The organism is Ralstonia sp. 22111 (assembly GCF_052045895.1).
In the GTDB taxonomy this organism is placed as follows: Bacteria; Pseudomonadota; Gammaproteobacteria; order Burkholderiales; family Burkholderiaceae; genus Ralstonia; species Ralstonia wenshanensis.
The window spans coordinates 621,244-635,779 of record NZ_JBQEPR010000001.1; the positions used below are offsets into that span (position 1 = coordinate 621,244).

The 14,536-nt window shown below is 64.6% G+C and carries 13 protein-coding genes; 6 read left to right on the forward strand and 7 right to left on the reverse strand.

The annotated features are described in order from the left end of the window. Positions 1–24 precede the first annotated feature (24 nt). From lptA to ACTJK4_RS02965, 4 genes are read right to left on the reverse strand one after another with little or no spacing between them, the layout of a single operon-like run. The gene (lptA, locus tag ACTJK4_RS02950; protein WP_260803112.1) at positions 25–615 is read right to left on the reverse strand and encodes a lipopolysaccharide transport periplasmic protein LptA; all 591 of its coding nucleotides are present in this window, start codon (positions 613–615) and stop codon (positions 25–27) included. A 59-nt stretch (positions 616–674) separates the two neighbouring features. Then, a complete protein-coding gene (lptC, locus tag ACTJK4_RS02955) occupies positions 675–1,307 on the reverse strand; it encodes an LPS export ABC transporter periplasmic protein LptC (protein ID WP_045202514.1) in 633 nt (210 codons plus the stop codon). A 4-nt stretch (positions 1,308–1,311) separates the two neighbouring features. Next, positions 1,312–1,908: a KdsC family phosphatase gene (locus tag ACTJK4_RS02960; RefSeq protein WP_440815920.1), complete on the reverse strand. Its 597-nt coding sequence runs from the start codon at positions 1,906–1,908 to the stop codon at positions 1,312–1,314. Positions 1,909–1,924: 16 nt separating this feature from the next. Next, complete coding sequence (locus ACTJK4_RS02965; RefSeq protein ID WP_260803110.1) at positions 1,925–2,908, reverse strand: KpsF/GutQ family sugar-phosphate isomerase; 984 nt, start codon at positions 2,906–2,908, stop codon at positions 1,925–1,927. Positions 2,909–3,219: 311 nt separating this feature from the next. Between ACTJK4_RS02965 and ACTJK4_RS02970 the strand changes: the two genes are divergently transcribed. Beyond that, positions 3,220–5,199 carry a monovalent cation:proton antiporter family protein gene (locus ACTJK4_RS02970; RefSeq protein WP_232041891.1) on the forward strand — a complete coding sequence of 660 codons (1,980 nt, stop codon included), beginning with the start codon at positions 3,220–3,222 and terminating at the stop codon, positions 5,197–5,199. Positions 5,200–5,208: 9 nt separating this feature from the next. Here ACTJK4_RS02970 and ACTJK4_RS02975 read toward each other — a convergent pair whose 3' ends face one another. Further along, entirely contained in the window at positions 5,209–5,613 is a 405-nt protein-coding gene (locus ACTJK4_RS02975; RefSeq protein ID WP_232041892.1) for a ribbon-helix-helix domain-containing protein, read from the reverse strand. Positions 5,614–5,653: 40 nt separating this feature from the next. After that, positions 5,654–6,232: a DJ-1/PfpI family protein gene (locus tag ACTJK4_RS02980; protein WP_440815924.1), complete on the reverse strand. Its 579-nt coding sequence runs from the start codon at positions 6,230–6,232 to the stop codon at positions 5,654–5,656. 107 nt (positions 6,233–6,339) lie between these two features. On the opposite strand from ACTJK4_RS02980, the gene ACTJK4_RS02985 reads away from it, so the two are divergent. From ACTJK4_RS02985 to ACTJK4_RS02995, 3 genes are all read left to right on the forward strand, one after another. Further along, positions 6,340–6,948, forward strand: coding sequence for an adenine phosphoribosyltransferase (locus ACTJK4_RS02985; protein WP_045202521.1), 609 nt, complete (start codon positions 6,340–6,342; stop codon positions 6,946–6,948). A 126-nt stretch (positions 6,949–7,074) separates the two neighbouring features. Beyond that, positions 7,075–7,695, forward strand: coding sequence for a LysE family translocator (locus ACTJK4_RS02990; protein WP_322017769.1), 621 nt, complete (start codon positions 7,075–7,077; stop codon positions 7,693–7,695). A 19-nt stretch (positions 7,696–7,714) separates the two neighbouring features. Next, positions 7,715–9,391 carry a Na/Pi cotransporter family protein gene (locus tag ACTJK4_RS02995; protein WP_232041895.1) on the forward strand — a complete coding sequence of 559 codons (1,677 nt, stop codon included), beginning with the start codon at positions 7,715–7,717 and terminating at the stop codon, positions 9,389–9,391. A gap of 64 nt (positions 9,392–9,455) precedes the next feature. On the opposite strand, the gene uvrA is transcribed toward ACTJK4_RS02995, so the two are convergent. Continuing rightward, the gene (gene uvrA, locus ACTJK4_RS03000; RefSeq protein WP_232041896.1) at positions 9,456–12,320 is read right to left on the reverse strand and encodes an excinuclease ABC subunit UvrA; all 2,865 of its coding nucleotides are present in this window, start codon (positions 12,318–12,320) and stop codon (positions 9,456–9,458) included. A gap of 198 nt (positions 12,321–12,518) precedes the next feature. On the opposite strand from uvrA, the gene ACTJK4_RS03005 reads away from it, so the two are divergent. Both ACTJK4_RS03005 and ACTJK4_RS03010 read left to right on the forward strand, forming a co-directional pair. After that, positions 12,519–13,724 carry an MFS transporter gene (locus ACTJK4_RS03005; protein WP_232041897.1) on the forward strand — a complete coding sequence of 402 codons (1,206 nt, stop codon included), beginning with the start codon at positions 12,519–12,521 and terminating at the stop codon, positions 13,722–13,724. Between the two features lie 173 nt (positions 13,725–13,897). Then, positions 13,898–14,452, forward strand: a complete 555-nt coding sequence (locus tag ACTJK4_RS03010; RefSeq protein ID WP_316878489.1) for a single-stranded DNA-binding protein — start codon at positions 13,898–13,900, stop codon at positions 14,450–14,452. The last annotated feature ends 84 nt before the right edge of the window (positions 14,453–14,536 follow it).

The following is a 14,536-nucleotide window of genomic DNA, read 5'->3' on the forward strand; positions in this document are numbered from 1 at the left end:
AACAAAAAAGACTGGCGGTGCGGATCAGGGCTTGGCAGCCGGGCTGGATGCCGCCGGCGTGCCAGGCGTGCTCGTGCGCGGTGCTAGAACGGCGCGCACGCGGCCCGACGGATTGGCGGAGGTGGCGTTTTCCGCGCCGCCCGAGGCCGTGTAGAACTCCTTCTGGCCGTCGTATGTGATCACGGCGCCGCGGATCTCGTCGAGCTGCGTAGCGCCTTGCAGGCGCTCCATGCGCGCCCGGGTGATCAGCTTGGAAATCTCTTGCTTGCCGTCGTATTCGATGCGCTCGCCCCAACCCTGGATGTATTCGTCGACGTTGTCCCGCTTCTGGCGAATGAAGGCCAGGTTGCCGGGCTTGGACGTGGCGACGGCGTAGTTGTAGCCCTCCGGATCGGTTCGCAGATCGGCCTCGTCGGAGCGAAGCACCATGGTGCCCTTGGTCAGCACTACGTTGCCGGTCAAGTGATAGACCTGCTTCAGATCGTCGTAGCTGGCGTTGTCGGCTTCGAGCACGAGCGGCTTGTCGCGGTCGGCACGCTCGGCGTGTGCGGGCAGGGCCGGTAGCAGCAGCGCAGCGACGATGGCGAGGCCGGCAGCACGGAGGGAATCAGTCATGGGGATCACGTCGGAGAAGGGCGCGGTCGGTGGGCGTTGTCAGGTGTCGGGGGCAGAGTTTACTGCTTCGGCGCCCCCAGCCCTTCGATTCGGCCGCGCACGTTGCCCAGCAATTGTACTTGGCGCGTCACGTTGTTGAAGGTGAGGCCGTTGGCGTTCATGATCGACGGCCCCCGGTGCAACTCGACCGGCTTGTCGGTGCGCACGATGTCGTCGTTGAGCAGTACCTGGAAGTACGTCGAATCGGCCGTCATCAGCGGGTCCTGGCGGGCGTCGGGGCCCTGCGCGCGGATGACCTTGGCATTGTTGTACAGATCGATGATGGTGCCGTCGCCGTTCATCTTGCCGAGGTCTGCGCGGGCGGTGACCTGCGGGCGGTCGGGCGCATACACGCGCAGTGCGGGATACGTGACGTCGTAGGTCAGGTCGTCCTCATAGTGGTTCATGTGGACGCCGGTGAAGCGGTATTTGGTCGTGCCGGTCTCGTCCAGCGCGGTGGCCGAGATGCCGTCCATGGTGTAGTCGGCGATGTGGCGCTTGGGCTGGGTGGCCGCTTCATCCGTTTGCGGGGTGTTGACCTGCACAAGCAGGAACGTGACGCCGCAGACGATTGCCATCAGCAGGATCGGCAGCCCGCGCAGCATGACCTGCAGCACGGTGGAGACGAGGCGTTGGGAGCGTTCGCTGGCCATGGAGTCAGAAGGATTGCGGGGCCTGCAGCAGTTGCGCAAGCAGGTCGTCGTAGGCACCTTGGGCCTTGAGGATCAGGTCGGCGACTTCGCGCACTGCGCCGCGTCCGCCCCTGGCCTGGGCCACATAGTGGGCGCGGCTGCGCAGTTCGGCATGGGCCTGGGCGGGGCAGGCGGTAAAGCCCACCATCGTCATCACCGGCAGGTCGGGCCAGTCGTCGCCCATGTAGCCGGCGTCGGTGGCCTGAAGTTGCGTGGCGGCCAACAGGTGGGCAAATGCCTCGCGCTTGTCGGCTACGCCTTGGTACAGATGTTCGATGCCGAGTTCCCCGGCGCGCCAGGCCACGATTTCGGATTGCCGTCCGCTGATGATGGCCGGCATGACGCCGGCCTGTGCCAGCAGCTTGATGCCGTGGCCGTCCAGCGTGTCGAACGCCTTGCTGATTTCACCCTCAGGACCGACCAGCAGGCGGCCGTCGGTCAGCACGCCATCCACATCGAACACCATCAGACGCACGCGCGCGGCGCGTTCCATTGCCTGCGGAAAGCGTGCGTCGATGTTGCTGTGGACGCTGTCGGTGGGAAACGGGGCCGGGGTGGTCATCAGCGGCGTGGGCGGGTCAGATGACCTTGGCCCGCGTCAGGTCGTGGATGTGCAGCGCGCCGACCAGCAGGCCGGCGGCATCGACCACCAGCAACTGGTTGATACGGTGCGTTTCCATGACTTCGACGGCTTCAACGGCGAGCTGGTCGGGGCCGACCGAGCGCGGGTTGCTGTGCATGACCTCGTGGATAGGCACGGTGCGCCAGTCGCGCGGAGTTTCGAGCAGGCGGCGCAGGTCGCCGTCGGTGAACACGCCCACGGCGCGGCCTTGCGCATCGACCACGGCGGTCATCGCCATGCCCTTGCGGGTGATTTCCATCAGCGCCTGCGACAGCGGCGTGTCTTCGTTCACGCGCGGGATGGCGTCGCCGGCGCGCATGACGTCACGCACGTGCGTCAGCAGCTTGCGGCCGAGCGATCCGCCCGGATGCGAGCGTGCGAAGTCTTCGGCACCGAAGCCGCGCGCGTCGAGCACGGCCACGGCCAACGCATCGCCCAGCGCAATCTGCGCGGTGGTGCTGGCGGTAGGGGCAAGATTCAGCGGGCAGGCTTCGACATCGACGTGGGAGTTGAGCACCACGTCGGCGTGCTTGCCGAGCGAGGACTCCGGGTTCCCCGTGACGGCAATCAGCTTGGCGCCCAGCCGCTTGACCAGCGGCAGGATGACGTTCAGCTCCGACACTTCGCCGGAATTGGAAAAGCCGATGAAAACGTCGTCGCGGGTGACCATGCCGAGGTCGCCATGGCTGGCTTCGGCCGGGTGCACAAAGAAGGCTGGCGTGCCGGTGGAGGCCAGCGTGGCGGCAATCTTGCGCGCCACGTGGCCCGATTTGCCCATGCCGGACACGACGACGCGGCCTGTGCAGCCGAGCACCATTTCGACCGCGCGCGCAAAGTCGGCGGACACCTGGGTTTTGAGACCGAGGACGGCTTGCGCTTCGATGTCGAAGGTTTGCTGCGCCAGCGCAAGCGCTCGATCCGGATTGAAATTCGCTATCATGGCGGCGAAGTATAACAACGATTGACATTGTCCTCGGCCGCTGGCGGCGCGTTGGGACTTGGCTTGCGGGGAGGTTGGCGGAGCGTGCGGGCGCTTCGTTTTGCTGCGCCGCGGCATTCAGCTTGCAAATCACTTTTCTGCCCGTCGCCACGCCGTCATTTTTTGCTCTGCGGCGTCTCGCGTAGCACGTTCTTCGTTTATATCCTGGCATCGGTCTTGCAACGCCTACGTGCTCGCTTGCGCACGCACCGTCCTGATGCGCGGGCGCTGGCCCTCCTGTCCAACTCCTTTCGATTGGTTTTTCGCGTCGCATGCATTCGCCGCTGGAACTCACCCTCGTGTTGCTGGCCGCCGCCGTGATCGGCGTGGTGTTGTTCCGGATGCTGCAATTGCCGCCGATGCTGGCGTACCTCGTGGTGGGCGTCCTCATCGGGCCGAAGGCGACCGGGCTGGAATCCGATACGGCGCAGACGCGCTACCTGGCGGAATTCGGGGTGGTCTTCCTGATGTTCTCGATCGGGCTGGAGTTCAACCTCTCCAAGCTGCGTTCGATGCGGCGGCTGGTGCTGGGGCTCGGGGCGTCGCAGGTGGGGCTGACCATCCTGCTCACGATTCCGGTTTCGATGGTGCTGTCCCACTGGTATCCGCTGTCGTGGCAGGCAGGACTGGCGCTGGGCGGCGCGTTGGCCATGTCGTCCACGGCCATCGTCTCAAAAATGCTGGCCGAGCGTCTGCAGCTCGAGACCGAGCACGGCCGCAACATCATCAGCGTATTGCTGTTCCAGGATCTGGCGGTCGTGCTGCTGCTGATCGTGGTGCCGTCATTGGGCAAGAACCCGACCGACCTCGTGCTCGCGCTGTCCATTGCCGCGCTCAAGATTACCGTCGCGCTGGTGCTGATCCTGTTCCTGGGGCAGAAGCTGCTCTCGCGCTGGTTCCACCTGGTGGCGGCTCGGCGCTCGCAGGAGCTGTTCATGCTGAACCTGCTGCTGGTCACGCTGGGCATGGCCGCGCTGACCGAGCGGCTGGGCTTGTCGATGGCGCTGGGCGCGTTCCTGGCCGGCATGCTGGTGTCGGAAACGCCGTACAAGCTGCAGGTGGAAGAAGACATCAAGCCGTTCCGGGATGTGCTGCTGGGGCTCTTCTTCGTGACGGTCGGCATGCTGCTGGACCCGCGCGTGGTCTTCGAGCACTGGGCGCTGGTGCTGGGCCTGGTGATGGCGCCGGTGCTGTTCAAGTTTGTGCTGATTGCGCTGCTGGCACGTGCCTTCGGTTCGGGAGGGGGCGCGGCGATCCGTACGGCGCTGGGGCTGGCGCAGGCCGGTGAGTTCGGCTTCGTGCTGCTCAACCAGATCGACGGCATGAGACTGATCGACCCACTGCTCGGCCAGGCGATCCTGGCGGCGATGCTGCTGTCGATGCTGCTGGCGCCGTTCCTGATCCAGTACAGCGACGTGATCGCCATGCGGCTGTCGCGCACGGACTGGCTGATGCAATCGCTGGCGATGACCAAGATTGCCGCGCAGAGCATCGCCACGGAGCGGCACGTCATCATCTGCGGCTACGGACGCAGCGGCCAGAACCTGGCGCACATGGTGGAGCAGGAGGGCATCGGCTATGTCGCGCTCGATCTGGACCCCGACCGGGTGCGCGAAGCCGCAGCCGCGGGCGAGCATGTCGTCTACGGCGATGCCGCCCGGCGCGAGTCACTGGTGGCCGCCGGTATCCACCGCGCAGCGGCGGTCGCCGTTACGTATGCCGATACGGCGTCCGCATTGAAGGTGCTGCACCACGTGCAGGCGCTGGAGCCGACCCTGCCCGTGATCGTACGCACCATCGACGATGCCGACCTGGATCGGCTGCAGCAGGCTGGCGCCACCGAGGTCGTGCCCGAAATCATCGAAGGGAGCCTGATGCTGGCCTCACACGCGCTGGTGCTGCTGGGCGTGCCGCTGCGCCGCGTGGTGCGGCGTGCTCAGGAGATGCGTGATGCACGTTACAGCTTGCTGCGCGGCTACTTCCATGGCCAGGATGACGAGGAAGACATGCTCGAGCGCGACGCCGTGCGCCTGCATTCTGTGCCGCTGGCAAAGGGCTCGCCGGCCATCGGCCATAAGCTTGGCACGATGGGGCTGGAGACGTTCAAGACGTCGGTCACGGCGATCCGGCGCCAGGGCATTCGCGCACTCGATCCCGATCCAGACACGGTGCTGGAGCTGGGCGATATCGTTGTGCTGCGCGGCACACCCGAGGGGCTGCAGATGGCCGAGGAGCGGCTCTCGCCGCGTTGATGCCAGCGCTTACTTGATGAACGCTTCCAGCAGCGGCCCGCGCGAGCGGCGCGGTGGCGGGGCATCCGCCATGTTGGCCGGCAGGCCGTCCAGCACCGCCGCGGCATCGAGCGAACTGATCGACACCCGCGTATCGGCCGGAATGCGCCCCTCCTGCTTCAGCATCAGATAGCGCAGGCAGCAGACGCGCAGGAATGACGCGAAGTTCGCCACCTCGCCGCGACGCTCGAACAACTCGTCATAGAGCTTGCTGATGAGCTGGTTGACCGTCAGGCCGTCGCGCTGGCCGATCTCTTCGAGCACCTCCCAGAACAGGCACTCCAGCCGCACGCTGGTCGCCACGCCGTGCAGGCGTAGCGAACGCGCGAGGCTGTCGTACGAATGGGGATTGGCGCGGATGAAGATTTCGCACATGGCCGGGGCTCCTGGGGCGCCCGGCGTGCGGGCAACCGGATCAGTGTAGAACCCGCGTGCCCAGGACTTCAAGAAACTGTGCCAACCATGCCGGATGTGCCGGCCACGCGGGCGCCGTGACCAGCTTGCCGTCGGTGTGGGCCTGGTCGACGGGGATGTCCTGGAACGTGCCGCCTGCCGCCGTGACTTCCGGGCCACATGCCGGATATGCCGAGCACGCCTTGCCTTCCAGCACACCCGCCGCCGAGAGCAACTGCGCACCGTGGCAGATGGCCGCGATGGGCTTGTCCGCATGGGCGAAGTGCCGAACGATATCCAGCACGCGGGCGTTCAGCCGCAGGTATTCGGGCGCGCGGCCGCCGGGCACGACAAGTGCGTCATACGTTGCCGGGTCGACGTCGGCGAAGGTGGCGTTGACCGTGAACCGATGGCCGGGTTTTTCGGAGTACGTCTGCGCGCCTTCGAAATCGTGAACGGCGGTCGCGACGGAATCGCCAGCGCGCTTGTCCGGGCAGACGGCGTGCACCGTGTGGCCGACCATCTGCAGCGCTTGGAAGGGGACCATGACCTCGTAGTCCTCCACATAGTCGCCGACCAGCATCAGAATTTTCTTTGCCATTGCCGTGTCTCCTGTATGGTTGGGGTTTGCCCATTGTGGTTCGGCGCCATTCGGCCCGGGTGGTAACCCATTACCGCAGACCACGTTTCCTGCTTTCCGTTTTTGCCATGAACCAGGTTCCCCCTCACCAGGCGGCGCTGCTCACGCCGTCATCCATTCCCGCTTCCACCGAATTGGGCGATGTATCGCGCTACCTGCGCGACCGCATCCGCACGGTGCCGGACTGGCCGCAGGCCGGGGTGATGTTTCGCGATATCACGCCGCTGCTGCAGGACCCGAAGAGCCTGCGCGTGCTGGTGGACGTATTCGTCCATCGCTACATGGGGCAGGGGCTGAACCTGGTGGCAGGCATCGATGCGCGCGGATTCATCCTCGGTTCGATCGTGGCATATGAGCTGAACCTGGGCTTCGTGCCGATCCGCAAGAAAGGCAAGCTGCCGTTCAACACGGTGGCCGAGGAATACATGCTCGAATACGGCAGCGCGACGGTGGAAATCCACGCCGATGCCTGCAAGCCTGGCGATCGCGTTCTCTTGATCGATGACCTGATCGCCACCGGCGGCACCATGATGGCCGGCAAGCGCTTGCTTGAGCGGCTGGGCGCCACAGTGGTGGAGGGCGCGGCGATTGTCGACCTGCCCGAATTGGGCGGCTCGCAACTGCTGATCGACGGCGGGCTTCCGCTCTTCACGGTCTGCCGGTTTGATGGGCACTGAGCGGCCACCCGCTGCCTTTGCGTGATGCGCCAGCCCCATACGCTCATGTGACAAAAATATGACGTTCTGCTGCAGCGCGCAGTAGCATGATCGTTTCCATTTTCCCTGCGCCCCCGGGAGACGTCGATGCCCCACGTATTGCTGTTCCTGCTGACCTCGATCGCCATCACGGTGATGCCGGGGCCGGACAACCTGCAAGTGATCGCGCGCGGCGCGAGCCAGGGCCGGAGGGCGGGTCTGTCGGCGGCGGCGGGGTTCGCGTCGGGCTGCCTCTTTCATACGACGCTGGCGGCGCTCGGGCTGGCAGCCGTGCTGCAATCGTCCCCTGTGGCCTTCCAGGCGATTCGTTGGCTGGGCGCGGCGTATCTGATCTGGCTGGGCATCCAGGCCCTGCGCAGCAAGGGCAGCATCGGCCCGAATCATGCTGGAGCGCAGGCGGCGCCAGACCTCTGGCAGGTGTATCGCCAGAGCGTCTTTGCCAATTTGCTCAACCCGAAGGTGACGTTGTTCTTCGTGGTATTCCTGCCGCAGTTCGTCGATGCGCAGGCCGGCCATGCTGCGTTGCAGATGTTGCTGCTGGGCGGGGTGTTCATGGCGCAGACCATCGTTGTGTTCGGCGTCTACGGTTGGTGCGCGGCCGCGCTGGGCGGTTGGATGCGCCGTACACCGCGCGCCTCGCTATGGCTCGACCGGGCGAGCGGTTGTATTTTCATCGGGCTGGGGCTGCGGGTTGCCCTGACCAAATAAGCACGACTGCACGGCATCAATGATCACCCTGCTTAAGCTGCTTTCCGGCGTCGCCCTGTTGGTATGGGGCACGCAGACCGTCAAGGTCGGCATGTTGCGCCTGTACGGCGCGGACTTGCGCCGCCTGTTGTCGCGCAGCGTATCGAACCGGTTCTCTGCACTGCTGGCCGGCATTGGCGTGACATGCCTGGTGCAGAGCAGTAACGCCACGGCCACCATCGTCGGGGCGTTCGTCGCGCAAGGGCTGATGGGCGTGTCGTCGGCACTGGCGATTCTGCTGGGTGCCAACGTGGGCACGGCCATCATGGCGCAGGTATTTGCGCTGGACTTGTCGTGGCTGTCACCGCTGCTGATCTTCTTTGGCGTGATCCTGCATCTGTCGCGCAAGGGCAGTGCCGTGGGGCACTTCGGCCGAGTCCTGATCGGCCTGGGGCTCATCATGATGGCGCTGGAGCTGATCTCGGTCGCGTCGAGCCCGATGGTGGAAGCCAATGCGCTGCGCGTGCTGCTGAGCTCCTTCTCGTCGGACACCGGCCTGAACATGCTGATTGGCGCGGTGCTCACGCTGCTGTGCTATTCGAGCCTCGCTGTGGTGCTGTTCTGCGCGACGCTGGCGACGTCGGCCGCGGTGTCGGTCAAGGTGGCCTTCGCGATTGTGCTGGGCGCAAATATTGGGAGCGCCGTGGCTGCGTTGGCGACCACGCCGTCGTCGAGCCAAGCCGCACGCCGCGCAACGCTGGGCAACCTGCTCTCGCGCATGCTGGGCGCCGCGCTGGCACTGCCTTTCCTTGGCAAGCTGGCCGAGTGGGCGCCGCACGCGGGCGTCGCGCCACAGCACGTGGTCGTGGCGTTTCATGTGGTGTTCAACGTGGCGCTGGCTGTGCTGCTGATCGGCTTCACCGATACGATGGCGCGGCTGTGCGCACGCATCCTGCCGGGCGGCGCGCATATCGACGATCTCGTTGCGCCGCGCTATCTCGATCCTTCTGCGCTGGCCACGCCAACGTTGGCGCTGGGCAACGCGGCGCGCGAGGTGTTGCGCATCGGCGATCGCGTTGAGCACATGCTCGACAACACCCTGCGCGTGCTCAAGACCAACGACGTGCGCCTGCTGCAAACCACTCGCGCCATCGACGACGAGGTGGATGCGCTCTACACCGCCATCAAGCTCTACCTCACGCAACTGAGCCACGAAGCGCTGGACGCGCGCGAGGGCAAGCGCTGGGCCGACATCATCTCGCTCACCATCAACCTGGAGCACGCTGGCGACATTCTCGACCGCCTGCTCCAGGACGTGCGCGAGAAGAAGATTGCGCACAAGCTGGCCTTTTCCGAGGCCGGCATGGAAGAGCTGGAAGACATGCACGCGCGCCTCGTCACGAACTTGAAGCTGGCACTGTCGGTGTTCCTGACGGGCGACCTGCGCAGCGCGCAGAAGCTGATGCTGGAAAAGGCCCACTTCCGCGATCTGGAGAAACGCTACTCGCGCAGCCACCTCACGCGAGTGTCGGCCCAGACAGCCGAGAGCATCGAGACCAGCTCATTGCATCTGGACATCATCAGCGATTTCAAGCGGTTGAATTCGTTGTTCTGCGCGGCCGCGTATTCCGTGCTGGATGAAGCCGGGGCGCTGAACCGCAGCCGCATGAAAGACGCGGACGAGGTAGAGACCGAGACGGCGCCAGCCAGCCACTGACGCCTGCATGCTCAAAAAAAAAACGCAGCCGAAGCTGCGCTTTTTTGTTGCCGGATGACCGCGCTCACTTCCGCTTGAGCAGCGGCGCGAGGTACTTGCCGGTAAAGCTCGCCTTGCTCTTGGCCACATCCTCGGGCGTGCCCTTGGCGATGATCTGCCCACCCCCCGCCCCACCTTCGGGGCCCAGATCGAGCAGCCAGTCCGCCGTTTTGATCACGTCGAGGTTGTGCTCGATGATCACGATCGTATTGCCGTGATCGCGCAGCTTGTAAATGACCTTGAGCAGCAACTCGATATCGTGGAAGTGCAGGCCGGTGGTCGGCTCATCCAGGATGTAGAGCGTGCGGCCCGTGTCGCGCTTCGATAGCTCCAGCGACAGCTTCACGCGCTGCGCCTCGCCGCCCGATAGCGTCGTCGCCGATTGACCCAGGCGGATGTAGCCCAGCCCCACATCCAGCAGCGTTTGCAGCTTGCGGCGCACCACGGGAACGGGCGCAAAGAATTCGTGCGCCTGCTCCACCGTCATCTCCAGCACTTCGGTGATGTTCTTGCCCTTGTAGAGCACTTCGAGCGTTTCGCGGTTGTAGCGCTTCCCGTGGCACACGTCGCAGGGCACGTACACGTCAGGCAGGAAGTGCATCTCGACCTTGAGCACCCCGTCGCCCTGGCACGCCTCGCAGCGCCCACCCTTGACGTTGAACGAGAAGCGGCCCGGGTCATACCCGCGCTCCTTGGCCGACGGCACGCCCGCAAACAGCTCGCGGATCGGCGTGAACAGGCCCGTGTAAGTGGCCGGATTCGAGCGCGGCGTGCGGCCAATCGGCGATTGGTCGACGTTGATGACCTTGTCGAAATGCTCCAGCCCGTCGATGCGGTCGTGGGCTGCCGGCTCCGGTGTCGAGCCATACAGATGGCGCGCCACCGCGTGGTACAGCGTGTCGTTAATCAGCGTCGACTTGCCGGAGCCCGACACGCCCGTGATGCACGTTAGCAGCCCGACCGGAATATCGGCCGACACGTTCTTCAGGTTGTTGCCGCTGGCGTTGATGATGCGCAGCCAGCGCTCTTCATCGGGCGCCGTGCGCTGCTTGGGCACCTCGATGCGACGCTTGCCCGACAAGTAGTCGCCCGTCAGCGACGCCGGCGATTGCTCGACTTGCTCGGGCGTGCCCTCGGCGATGATCTGACCGCCGTGCACGCCGGCACCGGGGCCGATGTCGACTACGTAGTCCGACGCGCGAATCATGTCTTCATCGTGCTCGACCACCAGCACCGAGTTGCCGAGATCGCGCAGGTGCTTGAGCGTCCCGATCAGTCGATCGTTGTCGCGCTGGTGCAGGCCGATGGACGGCTCGTCCAGCACGTACATCACGCCGGTCAGCCCCGAGCCGATCTGCGACGCGAGGCGGATGCGCTGTGCTTCGCCGCCCGACAGCGTATCGGCACTGCGCTCCAGCGACAGGTAATCGAGCCCGACGTTGTTCAGGAAGTTCAGCCGCGCGGTGATCTCCTTGACGATCTTGTCGGCAATCTCGCGCTTGGCGCCGTGCATGTTCAGCGTCAGGAAATACGTGAGCGCATCGCGCAGCGGCCAGCCGTTGATCTCGTAGATGCCGCGTGCCTGGTCGGCCTCGCCGATCTTGACGAAGCGGGCCTCGCGCCGCAGGCGGGTGCCGTGGCATTCCGGGCACGGCTGGTTGTTCTGGTACTTGGCCAGCTCCTCGCGCACGGCGATGGAATCGGTCTCTTTGTAGCGCCGCTCCAGGTTGGGGATGATCCCCTCGAACGCGTGCTCGCGCACCGTAGTCTTGCCGCGCTCGTTGATATACGTAAACGGTATCTGCTGCTTGCCCGAGCCGTGCAGCACGATCTGCTGGGTCTCGGCCGGCAGGTCTTCAAACGCAACATCGATGTCGACGTCGTAGAACGCCGCCAGGCTCTGCAGCATCTGGAAGTAAAACTGGTTGCGCCGGTCCCAACCCTTGATGGCACCAGACGCCAGCGACAGATTCGGAAAGGCCACCACGCGTTTCGGATCGAAGAAGGTGATCTGGCCCAGGCCGTCGCAGTGCGGGCAGGCGCCCATCGGGTTGTTGAACGAGAACAGCCGCGGCTCCAGCTCCTGCAGCGAATACGAGCAGATCGGGCAGGCGAACTTGGAGCTGAAGCCGTGCTCCTTGCCTGTGTCCATTTCCAGCGCGATGGCGCGGCCGTCTGCCAGGCGCAGCGCAGTTTCGAACGATTCGGCCAGGCGCTGCTTGAGTTCCGGGTTGACCTTCACGCGGTCGACGACGACCTCGATCGAATGTTTGTCGTTTTTCTTGAGCTTGGGCAGGTTGTCGACTTCGTAGACCTTGGCTTCGGCTTCGTGCGCGGTACCGCCGCCCGAGCGGATGCGAAAACGCACGAAACCCTGTGCCTGCATCGCTTCAAACAGGTCGACGTGCTCGCCCTTGCGGTTGGCCACCACCGGCGCCAGGATCATCAGCTTGGTGTCCGCCGGCAGCGCCAGCACCGCATCGACCATTTGCGACACGCTTTGCGCTTCCAGCGGCTGGCCGTGGTCGGGGCAGTAGGGCGTGCCGGCGCGCGCATACAGCAGACGCAGGTAGTCGTGGATCTCGGTAACGGTGCCGACTGTGGAGCGTGGGTTGTGGCTGGTGGCCTTCTGTTCGATGGAAATGGCCGGCGACAGACCTTCGATCAGGTCAACGTCGGGTTTTTCCATCAGCTGCAGAAATTGCCGGGCGTACGCCGACAGCGATTCCACGTAGCGCCGCTGCCCCTCCGCATACAGCGTGTCGAACGCGAGCGACGACTTGCCCGACCCCGAAAGCCCGGTGATCACGATCAACTGGTTGCGCGGTAGATCGAGGTTGATGTTCTTCAGGTTGTGGGTGCGGGCCCCACGAATCTTGATTTCGTCCATGTGCGGCTGAATGCTGCTGAATGCGGCGTCGGAGTGCAGACCGCCTGCGGCAATCGGCGGGAGGCGTGGAAAAGGGTAAGCCTGCTAATATACCGAACTTCGGTTTTGCTGGTATCTGCTCCCAGATGGGGCAAGCCGTGAAACCGTTCAAGTGTCCTTGTCGCCGCTTTTTCTGGTTTTCGCGGCGGTTTTCGCACCATGTCCTCCGCCTCCCCATCCATGACTTCCGCTTCCGGCCGCATGAACGGCCTTGAGCTGCGCGCGGCCGCTTCGCTGGCCGGCATCTTCGCGCTGCGCATGTTGGGTTTGTTCATGATCATGCCGGTCTTCGCGGTGTTCGCGAAAACGCTGCCCGACGGCAACAACACCCAACTCGTCGCCTTCGCCATCGGCGTGTATGGCCTCACGCAGGCGGTGCTCTATATCCCCTACGGCTGGCTATCGGATCGCTTCGGACGCAAGCCCGTCATCGTCACAGGGTTGGTCATCTTTGCGGTGGGCAGCTTGGTGGCCGCGTTTTCGCACAGCGTCGCCGGCATCGCCGTGGGGCGCGCCATCCAGGGCGCGGGCGCGATCTCGTCGGCGGTGATCGCCTTCGTGGCCGACCTCACGCGCGAGGAGCACCGCACCAAGGCCATGGCCATGATTGGCGGCAGCATCGGCCTATCGTTTGCCGTGGCCATCGTGAGTGCGCCGATCATCTTCCGCTGGGTCGGCATGCCAGGCATGTTCACGGCGATTGGCGTGCTGGCCATCGTCGCCATCGGCGTGGTGGTGTGGGTGGTGCCCAACCCGCCGCGTCCGCCCGAGCATGTGAAAGCGCCCTTCCGCGAAGTTTTGCGCAACCCTGAACTGCTGCGCCTGAACTTTGGCGTGTTCGCCCTGCATGCCACGCAGACGGCGTTGTTCGTCGTGCTGCCGCACATGCTGGAAGCCGCCGGCCTGCCGGTTGATTCGCACTGGAAGATCTACCTGCCGGTGATGGGCGTGTCGTTCGTGCTCATGGTGCCGGCCATCATTGCCGCCGAGAAGCGCGGCAAGATGAAGATCGTGCTGCTGTCGGCCGTGGCGCTGGTGATGGTGGCGCAAGTGGCTCTGGGCGAGGTCAATCCGACGCTCGCCGCACTGGCGATTGCGCTTCTGGTCTACTTCCTCGGTTTCAACGTGCTGGAGGCGTCGCAGCCGTCGCTGGTGTCGAAGTACGCGCCGGGCGTGCGCAAGGGCGCGGCCATGGGCGTGTACAACACGACGCAGGCGCTGGGCTTGTTTGCGGGCGGGGCTGGCGGTGGTTGGATTCTGCTGCACGCGGGGCAGCATGCGGTATTCCTAAGCTGCGCCGCACTGGTTTTTGCCTGGCTTATAATTGCGAGCCCCATGCAAATGCCGGCGCTGCGCCGACACTGAAAACCAGTTCACGATCCTGCTGCGCAGTCCGATCTTGGCTCTGCGATGCTCACCGTACTCATGTATGGCTGCGCTTCTCAAACCAACCTCGGACCGCTCGCTACGGATCGTGAACCGGTTTTAACCACCGGGCCCAACGGCGGCATCACTTCAATTACCTTCGGAAACTCATCATGGCGTCCGTCAACAAAGTCATCATCGTCGGCAATCTCGGCGCCGATCCTGAAACGCGTTACATGCCCAGCGGCGACGCTGTCACCAACATTCGGGTGGCAACTACCGACCGCTACAAGGACAAGGCCAGCGGCGAAATGAAGGAAGCCACCGAATGGCACCGCATTGCCTTCTTCGGTCGCCTGGCTGAAATCGCCGGCGAATACCTGAAGAAGGGCTCGTCGGTCTACATCGAAGGCCGACTCAAGACCCGCCAGTGGGAAAAGGACGGCCAGAAGCAATACAGCACCGAGATCGTCGCAGACCAAATGCAGATGCTCGGCGGCCGCGGTGGTGAGGGCGGCGGTGGCGGTGGCGGCGGTGCCGGCTACTCGCGCGGCGGTGAAGGTGGCGGTGGCGGTTACGGCGGTGGCCGCAGCCAAGGTGGTCAGGGCCAAAGCCAAGGCGGTGGCTACTCCCGCGGCGGTGAAGGTGGCGGTCAGGGTGGCGGTGCACGTCGTCAACCGGCACCGTCGAACGGCTTTGAGGATATGGACGACGACATTCCTTTTTAAGTCCGTCTCGCCAGAAAACAAAAAACCCGGCAGTCCGCCAAGGATGCCGGGTTTTTTGTTGCCTTAGGCGCACAGGCCCGCAGC